Annotated in this window: 20 protein-coding genes and 1 tRNA gene; 7 read left to right on the forward strand and 14 right to left on the reverse strand. The window is 70.9% G+C overall.

Translation table 11 applies throughout. The features are described from left to right. Nucleotides 1-49 precede the first annotated feature (49 nt). Nucleotides 50-688: a DUF1707 SHOCT-like domain-containing protein gene (locus OG408_RS02955; protein ID WP_326667985.1), complete on the forward strand. Its 639-nt coding sequence runs from the start codon at nt 50-52 to the stop codon at nt 686-688. Nucleotides 689-783: 95 nt separating this feature from the next. On the opposite strand, the gene OG408_RS02960 is transcribed toward OG408_RS02955, so the two are convergent. The 3 genes from OG408_RS02960 to OG408_RS02970 form a co-directional block, all read right to left on the reverse strand. Further along, on the reverse strand, nt 784-1,878 hold the full coding sequence (locus OG408_RS02960; protein ID WP_326667988.1) for a serine hydrolase domain-containing protein: 1,095 nt from the start codon (nt 1,876-1,878) through the stop codon (nt 784-786). A gap of 136 nt (nt 1,879-2,014) precedes the next feature. After that, a complete protein-coding gene (locus OG408_RS02965) occupies nt 2,015-3,451 on the reverse strand; it encodes a sulfatase-like hydrolase/transferase (RefSeq protein ID WP_326667990.1) in 1,437 nt (478 codons plus the stop codon). A gap of 168 nt (nt 3,452-3,619) precedes the next feature. Then, entirely contained in the window at nt 3,620-4,735 is a 1,116-nt protein-coding gene (locus OG408_RS02970; protein ID WP_326667992.1) for an alkene reductase, read from the reverse strand. Nucleotides 4,736-4,788: 53 nt separating this feature from the next. Between OG408_RS02970 and OG408_RS02975 the strand changes: the two genes are divergently transcribed. Further along, nucleotides 4,789-5,166, forward strand: coding sequence for a MerR family transcriptional regulator (locus OG408_RS02975; RefSeq protein ID WP_266787185.1), 378 nt, complete (start codon nt 4,789-4,791; stop codon nt 5,164-5,166). Between the two features lie 103 nt (nt 5,167-5,269). Here OG408_RS02975 and OG408_RS02980 read toward each other — a convergent pair whose 3' ends face one another. Continuing rightward, complete coding sequence (locus OG408_RS02980) at nt 5,270-5,611, reverse strand: DUF5713 family protein (protein ID WP_326667994.1); 342 nt, start codon at nt 5,609-5,611, stop codon at nt 5,270-5,272. Nucleotides 5,612-5,822: 211 nt separating this feature from the next. On the opposite strand from OG408_RS02980, the gene OG408_RS02985 reads away from it, so the two are divergent. After that, the gene (locus tag OG408_RS02985; protein ID WP_326667996.1) at nt 5,823-6,251 is read left to right on the forward strand and encodes a pyridoxamine 5'-phosphate oxidase family protein; all 429 of its coding nucleotides are present in this window, start codon (nt 5,823-5,825) and stop codon (nt 6,249-6,251) included. A gap of 19 nt (nt 6,252-6,270) precedes the next feature. Here OG408_RS02985 and OG408_RS02990 read toward each other — a convergent pair whose 3' ends face one another. Continuing rightward, nucleotides 6,271-6,837 carry a helix-turn-helix domain-containing protein gene (locus tag OG408_RS02990; protein WP_326667998.1) on the reverse strand — a complete coding sequence of 189 codons (567 nt, stop codon included), beginning with the start codon at nt 6,835-6,837 and terminating at the stop codon, nt 6,271-6,273. Between the two features lie 108 nt (nt 6,838-6,945). Between OG408_RS02990 and def the strand changes: the two genes are divergently transcribed. Then, entirely contained in the window at nt 6,946-7,605 is a 660-nt protein-coding gene (gene def, locus OG408_RS02995) for a peptide deformylase (protein WP_326668000.1), read from the forward strand. Nucleotides 7,606-7,622: 17 nt separating this feature from the next. Here def and OG408_RS03000 read toward each other — a convergent pair whose 3' ends face one another. Next, nucleotides 7,623-7,955, reverse strand: coding sequence for an NIPSNAP family protein (locus OG408_RS03000; protein ID WP_266787177.1), 333 nt, complete (start codon nt 7,953-7,955; stop codon nt 7,623-7,625). A gap of 117 nt (nt 7,956-8,072) precedes the next feature. Further along, nucleotides 8,073-8,894: an SDR family NAD(P)-dependent oxidoreductase gene (locus OG408_RS03005; RefSeq protein ID WP_326668002.1), complete on the reverse strand. Its 822-nt coding sequence runs from the start codon at nt 8,892-8,894 to the stop codon at nt 8,073-8,075. A gap of 125 nt (nt 8,895-9,019) precedes the next feature. Here OG408_RS03005 and OG408_RS03010 point away from each other — a divergent pair, with 125 nt between their 5' ends. After that, entirely contained in the window at nt 9,020-9,619 is a 600-nt protein-coding gene (locus tag OG408_RS03010) for a TetR/AcrR family transcriptional regulator (protein ID WP_326668004.1), read from the forward strand. 34 nt (nt 9,620-9,653) lie between these two features. Here OG408_RS03010 and OG408_RS03015 read toward each other — a convergent pair whose 3' ends face one another. Next, the gene (locus tag OG408_RS03015; protein ID WP_266787171.1) at nt 9,654-10,241 is read right to left on the reverse strand and encodes a hypothetical protein; all 588 of its coding nucleotides are present in this window, start codon (nt 10,239-10,241) and stop codon (nt 9,654-9,656) included. 142 nt (nt 10,242-10,383) lie between these two features. Then, nucleotides 10,384-10,502, reverse strand: a tRNA-OTHER gene (locus tag OG408_RS03020). Nucleotides 10,503-10,701: 199 nt separating this feature from the next. On the opposite strand from OG408_RS03020, the gene OG408_RS03025 reads away from it, so the two are divergent. Further along, the gene (locus OG408_RS03025; protein WP_266787169.1) at nt 10,702-10,890 is read left to right on the forward strand and encodes a DUF6381 family protein; all 189 of its coding nucleotides are present in this window, start codon (nt 10,702-10,704) and stop codon (nt 10,888-10,890) included. 100 nt (nt 10,891-10,990) lie between these two features. On the opposite strand, the gene OG408_RS03030 is transcribed toward OG408_RS03025, so the two are convergent. Beyond that, nucleotides 10,991-11,389: a DUF6221 family protein gene (locus OG408_RS03030; protein ID WP_266787167.1), complete on the reverse strand. Its 399-nt coding sequence runs from the start codon at nt 11,387-11,389 to the stop codon at nt 10,991-10,993. Between the two features lie 223 nt (nt 11,390-11,612). Here OG408_RS03030 and OG408_RS03035 point away from each other — a divergent pair, with 223 nt between their 5' ends. Next, complete coding sequence (locus OG408_RS03035) at nt 11,613-12,851, forward strand: cytochrome P450 family protein (protein ID WP_326668009.1); 1,239 nt, start codon at nt 11,613-11,615, stop codon at nt 12,849-12,851. A gap of 43 nt (nt 12,852-12,894) precedes the next feature. Here the strand turns inward: OG408_RS03035 and OG408_RS03040 are convergent, their stop codons facing one another. From OG408_RS03040 to OG408_RS03055, 4 genes are all read right to left on the reverse strand, one after another. Continuing rightward, nucleotides 12,895-13,341 (reverse strand): nitroreductase family deazaflavin-dependent oxidoreductase, encoded by a 447-nt coding sequence (locus tag OG408_RS03040; RefSeq protein ID WP_326668011.1) that lies wholly within the window; start codon nt 13,339-13,341, stop codon nt 12,895-12,897. Nucleotides 13,342-13,516: 175 nt separating this feature from the next. Further along, nucleotides 13,517-14,488, reverse strand: a complete 972-nt coding sequence (locus tag OG408_RS03045) for an alpha/beta fold hydrolase (protein ID WP_326668014.1) — start codon at nt 14,486-14,488, stop codon at nt 13,517-13,519. A gap of 128 nt (nt 14,489-14,616) precedes the next feature. Further along, a complete protein-coding gene (locus OG408_RS03050; RefSeq protein WP_285564086.1) occupies nt 14,617-15,129 on the reverse strand; it encodes a GNAT family N-acetyltransferase in 513 nt (170 codons plus the stop codon). Between the two features lie 112 nt (nt 15,130-15,241). Then, complete coding sequence (locus OG408_RS03055; RefSeq protein WP_266787157.1) at nt 15,242-15,757, reverse strand: lytic polysaccharide monooxygenase auxiliary activity family 9 protein; 516 nt, start codon at nt 15,755-15,757, stop codon at nt 15,242-15,244. Nucleotides 15,758-16,020: the final 263 nt, after the last annotated feature.

Raw genomic sequence — 16,020 nt, forward strand, 5'->3', positions numbered from 1 at the left:
CTGATCAATCAACATTGCGAGGCCCCGGGAACTGCACCAGAATGCCGCTATGACGGGTGAACCGCGGGCTGCCGACGACTCCTCCGGACGCGACACCAGGCCCGAACTGCGGGCCTCCGACCGGGACCGGGACCAGGTCGTGGAGGTCCTGCAGGTCGCAGCGGGCGACGGCCGGCTCACCGCCACCGAGCTGGACGAACGACTGGACGCCGCGCTCTCCGCCCGCACCATGGGAGAACTGACCGTCCTGACGGCCGATCTGCCGTCGGACGGAATGCCGCCGCAGGCCAAGGAACTGGTCAGGATCGACCAGCGATTCGGCGACGTGACCCGCACCGGCCGCTGGCTCGTTCCCCGCCGGATGGAGATCCGGCTGATGTTCTGCGACGCGAAGCTCGACTTCACGGAAGCGGTGATCACCCACGGCACCCTTCACCTCGATGTCGATCTGCGCGTCGGGGGGAACCTGACCCTGGTGACCAGGCCGGGGATCCTCGTCGACACCGATGGCCTGGAACGCAGCAGCGGCGAGATCAAGATCCGTCCCGTGCCGGAACCGGACGCCCCTCTCACCCTCCAGGTGCGCGTGTCGGGCCAGTCCCGCGGCGGCGACATCACCGCCCGTCCCCCGCGACGGAAGGTCTCGGAGCTGCTGCGACGCCGCGCGCCGGGGAACACCGGCTCCTGAGGCGGGTAGCACGCCGGAACGGCCCGGACGTCGCGGGCGATTCCCCGGGGCGGCCGCCCGGCCCGGCCATGGGCGAACAGCACGCCACGCGTCACTCAGACACGTGGGCCGAGCGCCGCCGAGGTCATGTCCGCGAGTCGTCGTGCGGTGTCGAAGTGAGGGGTGAGAAGGGTCTTGGTCAGGGCGAAGGAGGTGCCGGTCGCGGTGTCGGCGTAGACGTAGCTGCCGCCGCCACCCACCCAGCCGAACGTGGTGGGTGTCTCGTCCGGCCGGGTGCCGATGCGGCCGACGGGATAGCCGAGGGCCAGCCGTGCAGGGTTGCCGAAGACCCGGTCGGTGCCCTCGAAGGCCACCGTCGTCAGCGTTTCGAGCCGCTGTGCGTCGATGAGCCGGCCGTCGAGGACCGCGGCGTTCATGGCCGCGATTCCGCGCGCGGTGAAGGTGCCGACCGACGGGATGTCCGCTTGCAGGATCTCCTGGTTGTTCCCCAGCGCGGCGGCGGGTCGCATTTCCCAAGGCGCAAGCACGGCATCACCGTCGGGTCCGGCGACAGGGCCCGGCGTGCCGTCCTCCAGTCGTGCCAGCCGGGCCAGGTCGGATCGGGGCACCCCGAAGTACAGGTCGCTCTCCAGCCCCAGGGGCGCGGTGACCCAGTCGTGCAGGAGCCGGTGCATCGCTCTGCCGGTGGCCCTGCGTGCGAACTCGCCGACGAGGAAGCCGAAGGTGAACGCGTGGTACCCGGTCTCGGCTCCGGGACGCCACCGCGGTTCGGCGTCGGCCAGCGCGGTGCAGACCCTCGGCCAGTCGGGCAGGTCGGCCGGGCCGATGTCGCGAGGCATCGCCGGCACGCCGACCGAGTGCGTCAGCACGTGCCGGAGAGTCGCGGTCGCCTTGCCGCGGGCACCGAACTCCGGCCACAGGTCGGCCACGCGAGTCTCGTACCCGACCGCACCGGTCCCCACGAGCAGGTGGGCCAGGAGTGATGTCATGACCTTGCCGGAGGAAAAGCTGAAGACCGGAGTCTCCGGAGTCATCGTGCGGCCCGTCCCGGCGTCGGCGATACCGGCGACGGCGTCGACCACAAGGTCGCCGCGGTGGTGGACGGCCACCTGCAGGCCGGTTTCGGCACCGGTGTCGACGAGCTCGTCGAGAACGGTTTGGACCTTCTGCTGCAGCGAGGGGCTGTTCACATGACCCATCCTGTCCTGGATGGGTCATGTCCGGGCGGACAGGTCGGAGCAGCCCAGGTGCGCCGGCGGCCCGGCGATCACCGCTCCGTCCTCGATTGCCGTCCGCGGGGCCGCTCGCCTGTGGACGTGCGGCTTGCTACGGCGCCGGTTCGAAGGAGGTCGCGAGGGAGCCGGGCGTGACCGGGGTCCGCTGGCCGGAGCCGGTGACGGGGAGCCGGGCGCCGTCCAGGGCCGGATCGACGTACGTGGCGAACCAGGCGTCGAGCCGGGCCGCGAGCTCGGTGCGTTCGGCCGCGCGGGAGGGCCGGTCGGCCAGGTTGTCCCGCTCCCCCGGGTCGGCCGTCAGGTCGTAGAGCTCGTGCGGGCCGTGCGGGTAACGGTGGACGTACTTGCGGTCCCGGGTCCGGATCATCCGCACCGGTCCGTACTCGTCGTAGACGACGACCCGTTCCCTCTCCCGCTCCCGTTCCTCGTCGGGGTCTCCGGCCGCCCCGGTGAGGATGTCCGCGAACGACCGGCCCGGCAGGCGTGGGTCGTGGGTGTGGTCGAGGCCGAGGTGTTCGACGAGTGTGGGCAGCACGTCGTACTGGGAGAGCAGCGCGTCGCAGTGGCGTCCCGCCGGTATGCGCCCGGGCTGCGAGATCAGGCAGGGCACCAGGACCGAACTGTCGTACATGTTCTGCGGGAACGTCCCGTTGCCCTTGCCCCAGATGCCGTGGTGGCCGGCGTTGAAGCCGTTGTCGCTGGTGAAGATCACGAGCGTGGACTCGGTGAGGCCGAGCGCGTCGAGCCGGTCCAGGACCCGGCCGATGGAGGCGTCCATGGCCGTGGTGGCGGCGAAGTAGCCGATGAGCGCCTGCCGGGCGTCGCCCTCGCCCCCGACCGGAGCGCCGTTCTCGTCCAGCGGCTGCCAGGGGTGGGCCGGCTCCTGCGGGCAGGTGTCGAAGGCGCAGTCCTCGTACAACGCCGTGTACGCGTCGGGGTGCTGGCCGTGCCAGGGCTTGTGCGGTGCGGTGAAGTGGAGGGACAGGTGGAAGGGCTCCGGCCGGTCCGACTCGGCGGTGAGGAACGCCTCGGCGTCGTCCGCGAGGGCGTCGGTCAGGTAGGCGGGTTCCTCGGTCCGGTTGCCGTCGCGGTACATCGGCGCCCCGTAGTACGGCCCGCCGCCGCTCTCGTGCGCGTACCAGTGGACGAACCCCCTGCGCGGGCGGTCGTTGGCACCGAGGTGCCACTTGCCGCTGAGCCCGAGCCGGTATCCCTCGTCCGCCAGGAGATCCGTGAAGAGCGTCCGTCCGGAGAGGAAGTCGACGCCCGTCCGTCCTGCGTGGTGGTAGGACAGCCAGTCGTGGACCCCGTGCTGGGAGGGGAGTTCGCCGGTGAAGAGCGAGGCGCGGGCGGGCGAGCAGACCGGCGAGGTGCAGAAGAACCGGCTGAAGCGGATGCCGCGGTCCGCGAGGGCGTCCAGGTGCGGTGTGCGGATCTCGTCGTTCCCGGAGCACCCCATCGCCCACTGTCCCTGGTCGTCCGAGAGGATCAGCAGGACGTTGGGGCGTTCGGGGTCGCGGCTGGCCATGGGTTCCTCCTGGAGCGGTGGCCGGTGAGGGCCGGATACGGCGGGGGCTCACGCACGACGTTACGTTGCCCCCGGACACCGCCCGGCCGCGGTCCTCACCGGATCCGGACTCCGGCTCCGGGCTCCGGGCTCCGGCTCCGGCTCCGGCTCACGGTTCGGAGCCCGGAGTCAGAGTTCCGCCAGGGTCGGGTAGTCGTTGTACCCCTCGGCTCCGTGCACGTGCATCAGGAACTCCGGGCGGATCGGGTTGAGCGGCGCGCCCGTGCGCAGCCGCTCCACGAGGTCGGGGTTGGCGAGGAACCCGCGGCCCAGCGCGATCAGGTCGGCGCCTTCGGCCAGGAGGCGCTCCCCGCGGCGCATGCCGCCGTCTGCCGCCAGGTCCTCGCGGGAGAGCGCCGGGTTGGCGATCAGTGTGCCGGGCCACTCCTTGCGGATGGTGGAGAAGAGCGGCTGGTCCGGATCGGCGTAGATCAGGTGCAGATAGACCGGGTCGATGCGGGCGAGAGACGGCAGCAGCGCCGCGTAGATGTCCTCGGTGTCCCCCTCGTCGATGCTGTTGACGCCCAGTCCGGGCGAGATGCGTACGCCGACCCGTTCCGGGCCGATGGCCTCCGCGACGGCCCGCACCACCTCGACGGTGAAGCGGATGCGGTTCTCCGCCGGACCGCCCCACTCGTCGGTCCGGCGGTTGGTGCTCTTGGCGAGGAACTGGTGCAGCAGATGGCCGTTGGCCGAGTGGACCTCCACACCGTCGAAGCCGGCGGACACGGCGTTGCGGGCGGCGGTGGCGAAGTCGGCGATGGTGGACCTGACGTCCTCGGCGGACATCTCGATGGGCTCGACGGCATCCTGGAGCCCGCTCGGTGTGTGCAGTGTCTCCGGGAAGCGCACGGGGGACGGTGCGTGCGGGATGTGGCCGCTGGTGTCGGGGTGGCCGACCCGGCCGCCGTGCTGCAGTTGGAGGAACATCCGGCTCTCGCCGGCGGCCGCGCGCACCGCGTCGGTGACGCGGCGCCAGCCGGCGGTCTGCGCGGCGTTGTGGATACCCGGAATGTGGGGGTAGGTCTGGCCGACGGCGTTGGGTGTCGTCGCCTCGGCGATGATCAGACCGGCCGATGAGCGCTGGGCGTAGTGGGTGGCCATGAGTTCGCCGGGGACACCGTCCGCTCCGGCACGGTTGCGTGTCAGCGGCGCCATGACCAGGCGACTGGGCAGGTCCAGCCGGCCGAGGCGGACGGATTCGAAGAGGCGGGATGCGGTGGATTCCTGCTCGGTGTGCGTCATGCCGGTAACGTAGAACCTGACATTGGTGTCAGATTCAAGTCGAGGGGTGGGGCATGCGCATCGGCGAACTGGCGGCACGTACCGGCGTCGGCGAACGGTCGCTTCGCTACTACGAGGAACAGGGGCTGCTGACAGCCGACCGGACGCCCGGCGGCCACCGCGACTACCCCGAGAAGGCGGTCGACCGCGTCATCCGCATCCAGGAGCTCTACGCGGCCGGCCTGCACAGTTCGAGGATCGCCCGGATCCTGCCCTGCATGAGGGACGAGGACGGCGGTCCGTCCCTGCGGGCCACTCCGGAGCTGGTGGCCGAACTCACCACCGAGCGGGACCGGATCGACGGCAGCATCAACGACCTGCTGCGCTCCCGTGAGGTCCTGGAACAGGTCATCGACACGGCGGCGGGCCGCGCCTCCGCCGAGCCGGCGTAGTGCGCATCACGACGGCGGCGCAGCGGCTCCGGTGAGCCGCCCGCCCCCGTGTGCCCCGTCGCCTCCCCATTGACGTGATGGCCACCTGTTCCGGCCGGACGCCTCACCATTCACGAGCGGCGATGAGCGCCTCCACCTCCGCGTCGCCGAAACCGTAGGCCGTTGCGACGAACCAGAAGTCCTCGGCTATCTCCTCGCGCGCGACGGTCTCGATCTCGCTTCCCGCCGCCTCGAACTCCCCCTCCAGCGCGTTGAACTGCTTCGTCGCCGCTTCCGTGAGGGCGTACAACGCCGTGAGGTCCGAAGGCTGTTCCGCCTCGATCCGCTCGCAGAGGTCCAGGAGGATCTTCCTGCCCTTGTCCACGACGCGATCCGGGAAATACGCGTCCGCGTACAGCCCATGCAGGAACGCGTACCCCATCACTTGCTGGTTCGCGATCGACACAGTGATCCCCCACTCCTTCGGAAGCCGATGTCCCGATCCTGCACCACGCCACTGACAACGGTCCGTGCGAACGGGTCGCGGACGGAGCCCGGTGGCCCGCCCGGCGGGCATCGCCCTTCGGCCACGCTCACCGCACCACCGGCAGAAGCGGGGCGAACGTTGCATAATGCGACACCTGGAGATCCCGAGAACGAGCCCGAAGGAGTCATTCATGCCCTTGACCCATGAAGAGCGCGAGCAGTTCCTGGCCGAACCCCATGTCGCCGCGCTGGCCGTGAACGCGACGGAGACGGACCGCGCCCCTCTCACCGTGCCGATCTGGTACGCGTACGAACCGGGCGGCGACATCTGGATCATGACGGGACGTCACTCACGGAAGGGGATCTCGATCGCCGCGGCAGGCCGGTTCTCGCTGATGGTCGACCGGGTCACGCCGACCGTTCGGTACGTCTCCGTCGAAGGTCCCGTCATCGCGACCCACGCGGCCACCCGCGAGCAACTGGTGGAGATCTCGACGCGCTATCTCCCCGCGGAGCGGGTCGACGGCTACGTCGATCTCGCCTGGCGGGAGCACGGTGAGCAGGTGGTCATCCACATGCGGCCCCAGCACTGGCTCAGTTCGGACCTCGGCGAAGCCTGAGGCGGGGAGGACGGCCGGCTCACTCCTCCAGGAACGGGAACAGGCGCGTGACCACGGCCACGGCCACCGTGCCGGCGGGACGCGCGGCGGGGTCGTGGTCCCGGTCGCGGTACCCGGCCAGCAGGCGGCGGACGGACGCGCCGAGTTCGGCCGTCTCCGCCGGGGTCAGGTGGACCACGGTGCTGAACGACTCGTCCCGTTGCCACACGCTCGGCGCCTGTTCCCGGTGTGCCAGCCAGTGCTGGTAGCTCTCGTCCTCAAGTCCACGCGCCAGCGCGGCGAACTCCTGCGGCGCTTCCCGGCCGCTCACCTCGCCGGAGTGCTCCCAGCGCAGCTGCCACGGCCGCGCCCTGCCACCGCTGTGCGGCGCCTCCTCGATGAGGCCGTGCCGGGCGAGTTGGCGCAGGTGGAAGGAGCAGAGGCCGGAGCTGTGTCCGAGGCGGGCGGCGGCCTGGGTGGAGGTGACCGTGCCGACCTCCGCGAGCAGGTCCAGGAGGGCCACTCGCACCGGGTGGTCGGGGAGGGACCGGCGGACTCGGTGCAGCCGGGGGTCCATGGACGGGACTTGACGATTCTCCTCGCTCATTTTGCAAAGGGTGCTACTTTGCAAAGCATTCGGTCAAGCTGCGCCGCGGACCGGCCGCGGATCCGCGCTTCGGCTGTCCGAGACATGTGCGGAAGGCGCTGGTACCCCATGACCGTCCCGTTCGACGACACCCCGCAGGACCGCCGGGTGCGTGTCATGGGTGAACCGGTGGACTCCTACCCCCGTGTCCCGCCCGAGGCCGAACGGGGCGCGGTGCGCCGCATCACGGTGGCCGGGGAGGAGATCCTGCGGCGGCGGTGCCGCGAGGTCACCGGCTTCGGCACGCCGGAACTGTCGCGGCTGGTCGACGACATGTTCGCCACGAACCGGGTGGCGGAGGGCGCCGGGCTCGCCGCCAATCAGGTCGATGTGGACCTGCGGTTGTTCGTGTGGGACATCGTCGACGAGTGGGGGGTGCGGCACGTCGGGCACATCGCCAATCCGGTCCTGGAGGAGGTTCCGGCGGAGCGGCGGAGCCTGGTCGAGGAGTCCGAGGGATGCCTCTCCGTTCCCGGCCCCTACCGGGTCGTGCCCCGCCTCGACCACGCCGTCGTGCGGGGCTTCGACATGAACGGCGAACCTTTGGTCATCGAGGGCCGGGGCTACTTCGCCCGGTGCCTCCAGCACGAGACGGACCACCTCCGCGGCCACCTCTATCTGGACCGGCTGGCGCAGCGGGACCGGAAGGCGGCCCTGCGTGAGATGGCCGCGTCGAAGGACGAGGTGTTCGCGCGACGGGCCGCCCTCGCCGGGAAACTGGGCAAGTAGCGCCTGTGACTCTGCCGTCAGAGGCCGCTCGGGGCCTGTGACGTGCCGTCGTCGAGCGGGCGCAGGAACCGGCGTTCGTACCGGCGGATGCACTTCGTGCGGCGCGCCAGTTCGAACGCCGCCTGGCACTCGGGGTCGGTGACGCTGTCCGCGCGGTAGCGCTCGTACTCCGCGAAGCCGGGGAACGAGAAGAGGGCGTAGGCGATGTCGCTGTCTCCCTCGCTGGGCAGGAAGTATCCGTGGTGGGTGCCGCCGAACCGGTTGACGAGCACGACCCACCGACGGCCGTACTCCTCGAAGTCCTCGATGCGGTCGGGGTCGATCTCGTACTTCAGATGAATGGTGATCACCTGGGACATGGTGCCTGACCATGGCCCACCGCGGCTCACGCGCCCGTCGCGGTCACGGCCGCAGTCGCCCGGGCGCCGAGGGCTCGCGCCCGCAGGGGCCCGGACCGCCGCCCGGGGTCAGCCCGGGGCCTTGCGGCTGAGTGCTTCCCATGCCCGGTAGACCTCGGCCCGGCCCTGGACCAGTTCCTGGACCTGGTCGAAGGACCGGTCGCCGACGATGAGCCGTCGGGGCGGATCCGGCAGTGACGCCAGTTCCATGATGACGGGGGCGGCCGTGCTCGGGTCCGGCCCGGTCTCGTCGCCCCACATCTCGGCCAGCTGGGCCCGCAGGGGCGCGTAGTGCGGGAGCGCCTCCGTCGCCGTGGTGCCCTGGGTGAACAGGCCCGTGTCGTAGCCCCCCATCTCCACGATGGTGACGTTGATGCCGAGCGGCGCCACCTCCATCGCCAGCGCCTCGCTGACCGAGTCGAGCGCCACCTTGCCCGCACCGTAGAAGCCCACGGACGCCATGCCGCCGGCGGCGCCCATCGAGGTGATCTGCAGGATGCGGCCGGACCCCTGGGCGCGCATGTGCGGCAGGACGGCCTGGGCCACCCAGACCGCGCCGAAGAAGTTCACGTCCAGATGGGACCGGATCTGCTCCTCCGTGGCCTCCTCCACCATCCCGTAGAGCAGTCCCCCGGCGTTGTTGACCACGATGTCGAGCCGTCCGAAGGCCGCGGCCGCGCGCTCCACGCCGTCGAACACGGCGCGGCGGTCGGAGACGTCCAGCGCGAGCGGGACGAGCATGTCCGGATACTCCCGGGACAGGGCCGCGAGCGGCTCGGTGTTGCGTGCCGCGGCCACGACCCGGTCCCCGGCGGCCAGAGCGGCTTCGGTGAACGCTCTGCCCAGCCCCCGGGAGGCACCGGTGATGAACCAGACTCTGGCGGTCGTCATGCAATCCCACTTCCTGCAGCTTCCTGAAACGAGACGGTGCGTCTCGCTTCGATTCAGCCTGCAGGCTCGCACCGCTCTTGTCAATACGAAACGGTCCGTCTCGTTGAAGTGCTAGCCTGAGTCCCATGACCCAGCCGATGAAGCCCGATCGCTCCCGCCGCAGCGAGCGCTCCCGTCAGGCGATCCTCGAGGCGACCCGGGCACTGGTCTCGGAGGTCGGGTACGGGAAGGTGGCGATCGAGACCATCGCCGCCCGGGCAGGGGTCGGCAAGCAGACGATCTACCGCTGGTGGCCGTCCAAGGGTGCCGTCATCTTCGACGCGTTCCTGGCGCTGAGCGAGGGCGCCGAGGGGCAGGGCACGGCGCTGCCGGACACCGGCGACGTCGAGGCCGACCTGAAAGCGGTCATGCGCGCGACGGCCGCCGAGTTCGCCGACCCGGAGTTCGAGAGGCCGGTCCGTGCGCTCAACAACGAGATCAGCAACGATCCCGGCCTCGCCGCGCAGTACCACGAGAAGCTGGCCCGGCCCGTGGACGAGGCCAAGAAGGAACGGCTCCGCAGCGCGCAGCGGGCCGGCCAGCTGGCCGCGGACGCCGATCTCGATCTGGCCCTGGAAGTGCTCTACGCGCCCCTGTTCCAGCGCTGGCTGCACCGCTCGGGCCCGCTGACCGCCGCGTACGCGGACTCACTCGTCGACGTCTGGCTCAGGGCCTTCCGCCCCTGAGCGGTGTCCCCGGCGCAGCGGGCCCGGCCGGTCGTCAGCCGGCGGCCGGCCACTCCAGGGGCTCGTCGTAGAAGCCCTGGCTCAGCTGGACCGCGGCGGCCTTCTGCCCCTCGGGGATCAGGAAGGCCTTGCAGATCTTCTCCGACTGGCCCGCGGTCAGCTTCTTGAGCGAGTCGGGCGCCGGGCAGTCCGGCCACTTCGCCTCACCCATGATGACGATCAGGGCCTTCGTGCGCTCACCCTTGTCCGTCTTCACGACCAGGTCGTCGTCCATGTCGCCGACCTCCATGGCCTTGCCGCTCTTGTGCGTGACGGTCGCCCACACATACACCGGGATCTTGGGGCTCTTGTCCTTGTCCTTGTCCAGGCCGGAATTGTCCATGTCCGCCTTCGTTCCCGTCGCCACCTTCGTGGGTGTGACGGTGAACGTGCTGCCCTTCGACTCCTTCATGGTGCTTTCCTGCGCCGGGCTCGCCTCGCCCAGGCGGTAGGTCTTCTTGTCGTCGGACGAGCCGGAGCCCTTTCCGTCCTTGGCCGAGTCCGTGCCGTTGCAGCCGCTCAGCACCACGGCCAGCGCAAGCGCGCCCATCGCCGCAGGCACGGCGCGCGTCCATGTACGCATGTGTTCCTCGTTCCCCGTTCGTACGTGCTCGTTCGCCCGCCGGAAGCATCGACTCCTGTGAGCGGGCTGTGCGTTCAAGCGCACGATCCTGCCAGAAGGGGCGGCGCGGATCGCACCGGGGGCGCAGGGAGCCGGGCGGTCGCGCGGCCGACGGGATTCGAACCCGCGGACAGGCAGGGGCAGGTCCGCCCGCACCCCGTCAGTCGTCGCGAGGGGGACCTCCCCCACGACGATCGCAATGGGCCGCTCTGCCACGGCCGCGCGACCTACGGGACCGCGCGGTCCCGATACACAGAGCATAGGTGCGGGCGAACCGGGGGCATGAGCGTTGTGCGCACCGGAGCCGTCGCGGCGTTGCGCACCGTATTCCGTAGCGGCGCGTGACCGCTCGAGATGCAGTTGAGGTGGTGCGCTGATTCGCTGGTGAGGTCGGCTCTCCCCCCGAGACCCAGGAGTGACCATGAGCATTGCGGACGAAACCGGCGGCCGCGCCGAGCGTATCCGCGCCAAGGCGCAGGAAATGAAGGAGGCCGCCGAGCGGGTCTCCGATCCTCAGGAGCGGCAGCGCCTCAAGGACAAGGCGCACCGGCTGGAGGAACGAAGCGATCAGGTCTCCACCAAGGGCGAGGGCGGCACGAACCCGCTCTGACCTGCCGTGGCGCTCCTTGCGGACCGGTGTCCCCTGTCATGGGTACGAGGGGGCGCCGGCCCGCATTGAGCCAAAGAACCACGGAACCGAGAGCTACGAGCTACTGCGTGAACCTCGGCAGCCACTTCACCCGGTAGCCCGGGTGCCCCGCGTGTTCCGCCGCCATCTGCCGGACCACGAACCCCAGCCCGAAGGCCCGGCCGGACGCGAAGTCCCGCTGGGGGCGGTCGACATCGAGCTCCGCGACCTCCGCGTACTCGTCCAGGAGCACCCTGCTGGTCTCGATGCGCTGGAGGGTCCGGGCGGGATCCTGCAAGGCGATGTGGTGGTTGTAGCCGTGCGTCCTCAGGGTGAAGGCGATGGCGCCGCCCCGGTCGTGGATCTCGCCGGGCACCTCGGCCGGGCAGCGCCACCCCTCGCCGCCCGCCGCCCGCGCGATCCCCTCTTCCTCGTCGAGACGCGCCCGGACGAACGCGACCATGTCGGAGTTGTCAGTCATCTGGTTGTGCATCCTTCCGCTCGGCTCCGCGCCTCAGGAGCCGTGGTGGACAGTATCCCGTCGCGCCGTCCTCGTCCCGCAGCCGCTCTCGGCGCCTTTGCGCACAGTCTGTGAAAGTGCGCAGCGACATCCCGTCCGGGGTTGCGAGCGTGCGGCGGGTGGGCAGTGTCCCCGCGGTCGGCTCGGACGGAGCCGGCAACGGTCGCCTGCAAGGAGAACCCCGATGCACGCCGCTCCCCACGTCCTGGACCCCTTGGCGCTCGACCGGGTCCGGGAGGACGCCGGTCTCCGTAACCGCGGGCCCGCCACTCGCGTCGACGTGCTGGGCGTCGAGGCCTGGGCCGTCACTCAGCCCGAGCTCCTGCGGCAGCTGCTCACCGATCCGCGCGTCTCCAAGGACCCGCGCAAGCACTGGCCGTTATTCCCGGACGAGGTCGTCGGCAGCTGGCCCCTGGTGCTGTGGGTGGCCGTGAACAACATGTTCACCGCCTTCGGCGACGACCACCGGCGGCTGCGCCGGCTGGTCCGGCCCGCGTTCACGGCGCGGCGCGTCCGGGCCATGACCACGGTCGTGGAAGAGCTCACGGAGTCGCTGCTGGACGACCTGGCCGCCATTCCTGACGGGACTGCCGTCGATCTCAGGGAGCGCTTCTGCTACCCGCTGCCCATCCGGGTCATCAGCCACCTGATGGGTCTCCCGGACGCCTCGCAGAGCGCGTTCCGCCGGCTGATCGACAACGTCTTCTCGACCAACCTCACCCCGGAGGAGGAGAAGGCCAACAGCGCGGCGCTCTACACCGTCCTGCACGATCTGGTCGCATCGAAGCGGACCGACCCCGGCGAGGACATGACGTCCGTGCTCATCGCCGCACGCGATTCGGAGGGCGACGGCAGCGCCCTGACCGAGGACGAGTTGCTGGACACCCTGCTGCTCGTGATCAGCGCGGGGTACGAGACGACGGTCAACCTCCTCGACCAGGCCATCACGAATCTGCTCACCCACCCCGACGAGCGCGAACTGGTGCGCAGCGGCCGGGCGCGGTGGAGCGATGTGGTGGAGGAGACCCTGCGCCGCGACGCTCCCGTCGCCCATCTCCCGCTGCGTTACGCCGTGGAGGACATCACCCTGTCCGACGGGCAGGTGATACGCCGGGGCGAGGCGATCATCGCCGGGCTCGCCGCGGCCGGCCGCCACCCCGAACTGCACGGGGCCACGGCCGACCGGTTCGACCTCACCCGTGCGGACAAGGAGCATCTGTCGTTCGGTCACGGGGTCCACCTGTGCCTGGGAGCGCCGCTGGCCCGGCTGGAGGCGGAGACGGCGCTGCGCGGGCTGTTCGGCCGGTTCCCCGGTCTCACGCTCGCGGTGCCGGAGAGCGAGCTCCGGCCGCTGCCGTCCTTCATCTCGAACGGGCACGACCGGCTTCCGGTGCACCTGGCCGGCCCTTCGGGTTCCGCGTAGCGGGACGGACGGGCGGGCGTTTCGGCCCGTCCGTCCCTGCCGCTCAGTGCGGGGTGTCCGCCGGTTCCAGGACGAGGACCGGGATCTGCCGGTCGGTCTTCTTCTGGTAGTCGGCGTAGTCGGGGTACGCCGCCACGGCGCGCTCCCACCACTGCGCCTTCTCGTCCCCCGTCACCTCACGGGCGGTCATGTCCTGGCGGACCGGCCCGTCCTGCAGTTCGGCGCGCGGGTCGGCCGTGAGGTTGTGGTACCAGACGGGGTGCTTCGGCGCCCCGCCCTGCGAGGCGACCACCGCGTACGAGCCGTTGTGCTCGACCCGCATCAGGGGTGTCTTGCGGATCTTCCCGCTCCTGGCGCCCACCGTCGTCAGGACGATGACGGGCATGTCCCGCAGCGTCGTCCCCTCCGTTCCGCCCGAGCTCTCGTACTGCTCGACCTGGTCACGAACCCATGGGGTGGGGCTCGGCTCGTACTCGCCCTGGAGCGGCATGGCAACTGTCCCGTCGTCGGTGTGCGGCCGCGGCGACGTGTCGGCCGCGGACCCTCATCATGACTTCAACACCGCCGGCCGACGGAAAATCCCGGCACGGCCGACGTGTCGCGCGAACGGTCCGCCGCCCTCGGCGCGAGGAACCGGCCCTGCTGGTAAGGGAGTCCGGGGACGGTCAGCGGGCGAAGCTGTCGCGGCGGCGGGCGGACGACACGAGTCCGCCGCCGAGGAACACGGCGAGCCCTGCGGCACAGCCGGTCAGCGCGAGGACGAGCGTTCTGGTTCCCGTCGCGGCGAGGGGCCGCTGTGCGGGAGGGGTGTCTCCTGCGGCGGCGAGGATGAGGTCGGTGACCGCGTCGGGGCGGGAGGCCATGGCAACGTGCGAGGAGTTCACCTCGACGGTGTGGGCGTGGGCGCGGTCCGCCTGGAAGCGGGCCAGACGGGGCGGCACGATCCTGTCGCCGGTCGCGACCAGCGCCCAGGTGGGGATGGTCCGCCAGGCGGCCGCGGTGGCCTGCTCCTCGAACGCCGATGCGTTCAGGGGGCGTTGGGAGGCCGCCATGACGGCGGCGGCCGCTCGGGGCCGGTCCGCGGCGACGAGGGCGTGGAATCTGGCGTTCTGGATGTAGAGGTCGGCGCCCGGTGTCCCGTCGGCGTTCCGGACGGGTGCGCGCCTGAGCGCCGTACCGAGTCCGCTGCCCGGGAAGCGCGAGCTGAGTGGTCCGAGCGCCTCGCCCCGGTCCGGCATCAGGGCGGATATGTAGACCAGGGACGTGACGTGCGGATTGCCCGCTGCCGCGACGCCGATGACCGCTCCCCCGTAGCCGTGGCCCACGAGCACGACGGGGCCCGTGATGCGCTTGAGCACGTCGGCCGCTCCGGCGGCGTCCGCGGCGAGGCCGCGGAGCGGGTTGGCGGGGGCGACGACCGTGTATCCGTGGCGCTGCAGTCGCTCGGCGACCGCGTTCCAGCCGGACGCGTCGGCGAAGGCGTCGTGCACCAGCACCACCGTCGGCCTGGGGTGCCCGTCCTCGCCCCGGGCGGCCGCGGCGGGTGCGGCCGCCCCGTACAGCACTGCGGTGAGGGCGGCCGCGAGGGCGCATCCGCGTCGCGTACCCCGCTGGCCGAGGAAGGCCGGTATGCGCATGCCGATCCCGATTCTTCAGACGCCGTGACGCCCTCAGCGTCGCCGGACCCGGCCGCTGCGGCGCGGCCCGGGGAGCACGCGGGTGACGGCGGCGGCCATCCGGGTGCCGCTGGCCGCCCGGCGCCGGGTCATTCGGTGTCGGCGTACCCGAGGGTCCGGTTCATCCCGATGGCGCTGTCGTTCGCCGGATGGTGGAAGGTACGGATCCGCCGCACGCCGCTCTCGGCGGCGAACCGCATCCCGAACGTCTTCATCGCGAGCGAGATGCCGCGGCCCCGGTGGGCCGCCCGCACCCCGGTCATCTCGTTGAACAGGAAGTCCCCGTGGTTCGAGGTGGCCGCCATGCCGATCCACTCGTCGCCGTCCAGGGCGATCACGACGCCCCGCGGATCGTACGAAGGGGTGTCGAAGCGGCGTGTGCAGAACTCCTCGTACGAGAAGAACTCGCCCCGCTCCGGGATGTCGGCCGAGCACTCCTTGTTGAGTGCGTACAGCGCACGCCGGTGCTCCGGGGTGTCCCCCAGATCGGCGAGGGTGGTCAGGCGGATGCCCTCGTCACGGCACTTGGTCACGTGCCGCTCGAACCGGTCCGTGTCGAAGGCGGCCAGGTCGAGTTCCAGCCTCACCCAGGTGTCGGCCATGATGCGTCCTCCATCCGTCCCGCACGCCGGGACGAGAGGTTCGCAGGCCGGCGCCGTCGTCGGAGCCCCCACCCTACGCAGGGCGGGGGCTCCTGTTCGTACCGGTGTCCGGTCAGCTGACGTCGACGTCGATGCAGGCGTAGAAGGCGTTGGACGTGTCTGCGATGTTCCACACCGCGAGGACCTTCTGCTTGCCGGTGTGACTGCCGAAGTCCACCTGGTGGGTGACGGTGGCGCCGGGCTGGGCGCCGTTGTCGTTGAACTCGGCGATCTTCTGGCCTCCGGCGAAGTACTGCCAGGTGCTGGTGGAGTGGCGGGCGGTGAGCACCCACTGGAAGGAGGTGCTCCGGCTCACCGGGGTGACGTGCCAGCCCTTGGAGTCGTCGTCGAGATCGGCGAACCTGCTGTTGCCGCCGCTGCAGCTGGTCAGCCCCTTGGGGCCTTCCACGCTCTGGGGTTCGTACGTGATGTCGCCGCAGCTGACGGTGCCGGCGGCACACTGCGCCTGCCTGCTGGGCGGCGAGGAGATGTAGCCGTGGGCGCTGGCGGAGCTCACCGGGAGGGTCAGGGCGAGGACCGGTGCGAGTACGGCACCGATGGCTGCTGCGGTCTTCCTTTTCGCGTGCATGCTTCTCCTTCACATGAGGCGTCGCTGCGCGCGGGCGGACCGTGGGGGGTCCGGGAGCGGCAGACCGGCCTCTCAGGTGTGGGGCCAAGAGGCGCGAAGGGCACGGCAGGATGCGTGGCCGGACAACCCGCTGGAACGCGGGCTTCCGGCGCCGGCCCTGCACTTGGCCTAGACCATACCCATCGAGGAGTGACCGTCAAGGGCGCCGCGGAGAAGGGGAGTTCACGCGTGTGGCCGGTTCTGGGCCCTGTCGGCCGTGATCC

Origin of the sequence: Streptomyces sp. NBC_01257, from assembly GCF_035917255.1 — a bacterium.
Taxonomy (GTDB): Bacteria; Actinomycetota; Actinomycetes; order Streptomycetales; family Streptomycetaceae; genus Streptomyces.

Excerpts from the sequence above, each read along its gene's own strand:
- OG408_RS02990 (WP_326667998.1), bottom strand. The coding sequence starts at position 6,837 with ATGAGCGAGGAGAATCGTCAAGTCCCGTCCATGGACCCCCGGCTGCAC.
- OG408_RS03025 (WP_266787169.1), top strand. The coding sequence starts at position 10,702 with ATGAGCATTGCGGACGAAACCGGCGGCCGCGCCGAGCGTATCCGCGCC.
- OG408_RS02965 (WP_326667990.1), bottom strand. The coding sequence starts at position 3,451 with ATGGCCAGCCGCGACCCCGAACGCCCCAACGTCCTGCTGATCCTCTCG.
- OG408_RS03030 (WP_266787167.1), bottom strand. The coding sequence starts at position 11,389 with ATGACTGACAACTCCGACATGGTCGCGTTCGTCCGGGCGCGTCTCGAC.
- OG408_RS03040 (WP_326668011.1), bottom strand. The coding sequence starts at position 13,341 with ATGCCGCTCCAGGGCGAGTACGAGCCGAGCCCCACCCCATGGGTTCGT.
- OG408_RS02970 (WP_326667992.1), bottom strand. The coding sequence starts at position 4,735 with ATGACGCACACCGAGCAGGAATCCACCGCATCCCGCCTCTTCGAATCC.
- OG408_RS03010 (WP_326668004.1), top strand. The coding sequence starts at position 9,020 with ATGACCCAGCCGATGAAGCCCGATCGCTCCCGCCGCAGCGAGCGCTCC.
- OG408_RS03050 (WP_285564086.1), bottom strand. The coding sequence starts at position 15,129 with ATGGCCGACACCTGGGTGAGGCTGGAACTCGACCTGGCCGCCTTCGAC.
- def (WP_326668000.1), top strand. The coding sequence starts at position 6,946 with ATGACCGTCCCGTTCGACGACACCCCGCAGGACCGCCGGGTGCGTGTC.
- OG408_RS03055 (WP_266787157.1), bottom strand. The coding sequence starts at position 15,757 with ATGCACGCGAAAAGGAAGACCGCAGCAGCCATCGGTGCCGTACTCGCA.
- OG408_RS03045 (WP_326668014.1), bottom strand. The coding sequence starts at position 14,488 with ATGCGCATACCGGCCTTCCTCGGCCAGCGGGGTACGCGACGCGGATGC.
- OG408_RS03005 (WP_326668002.1), bottom strand. The coding sequence starts at position 8,894 with ATGACGACCGCCAGAGTCTGGTTCATCACCGGTGCCTCCCGGGGGCTG.
- OG408_RS03015 (WP_266787171.1), bottom strand. The coding sequence starts at position 10,241 with ATGCGTACATGGACGCGCGCCGTGCCTGCGGCGATGGGCGCGCTTGCG.
- OG408_RS02985 (WP_326667996.1), top strand. The coding sequence starts at position 5,823 with ATGCCCTTGACCCATGAAGAGCGCGAGCAGTTCCTGGCCGAACCCCAT.
- OG408_RS03035 (WP_326668009.1), top strand. The coding sequence starts at position 11,613 with ATGCACGCCGCTCCCCACGTCCTGGACCCCTTGGCGCTCGACCGGGTC.
- OG408_RS02975 (WP_266787185.1), top strand. The coding sequence starts at position 4,789 with ATGCGCATCGGCGAACTGGCGGCACGTACCGGCGTCGGCGAACGGTCG.
- OG408_RS02955 (WP_326667985.1), top strand. The coding sequence starts at position 50 with ATGACGGGTGAACCGCGGGCTGCCGACGACTCCTCCGGACGCGACACC.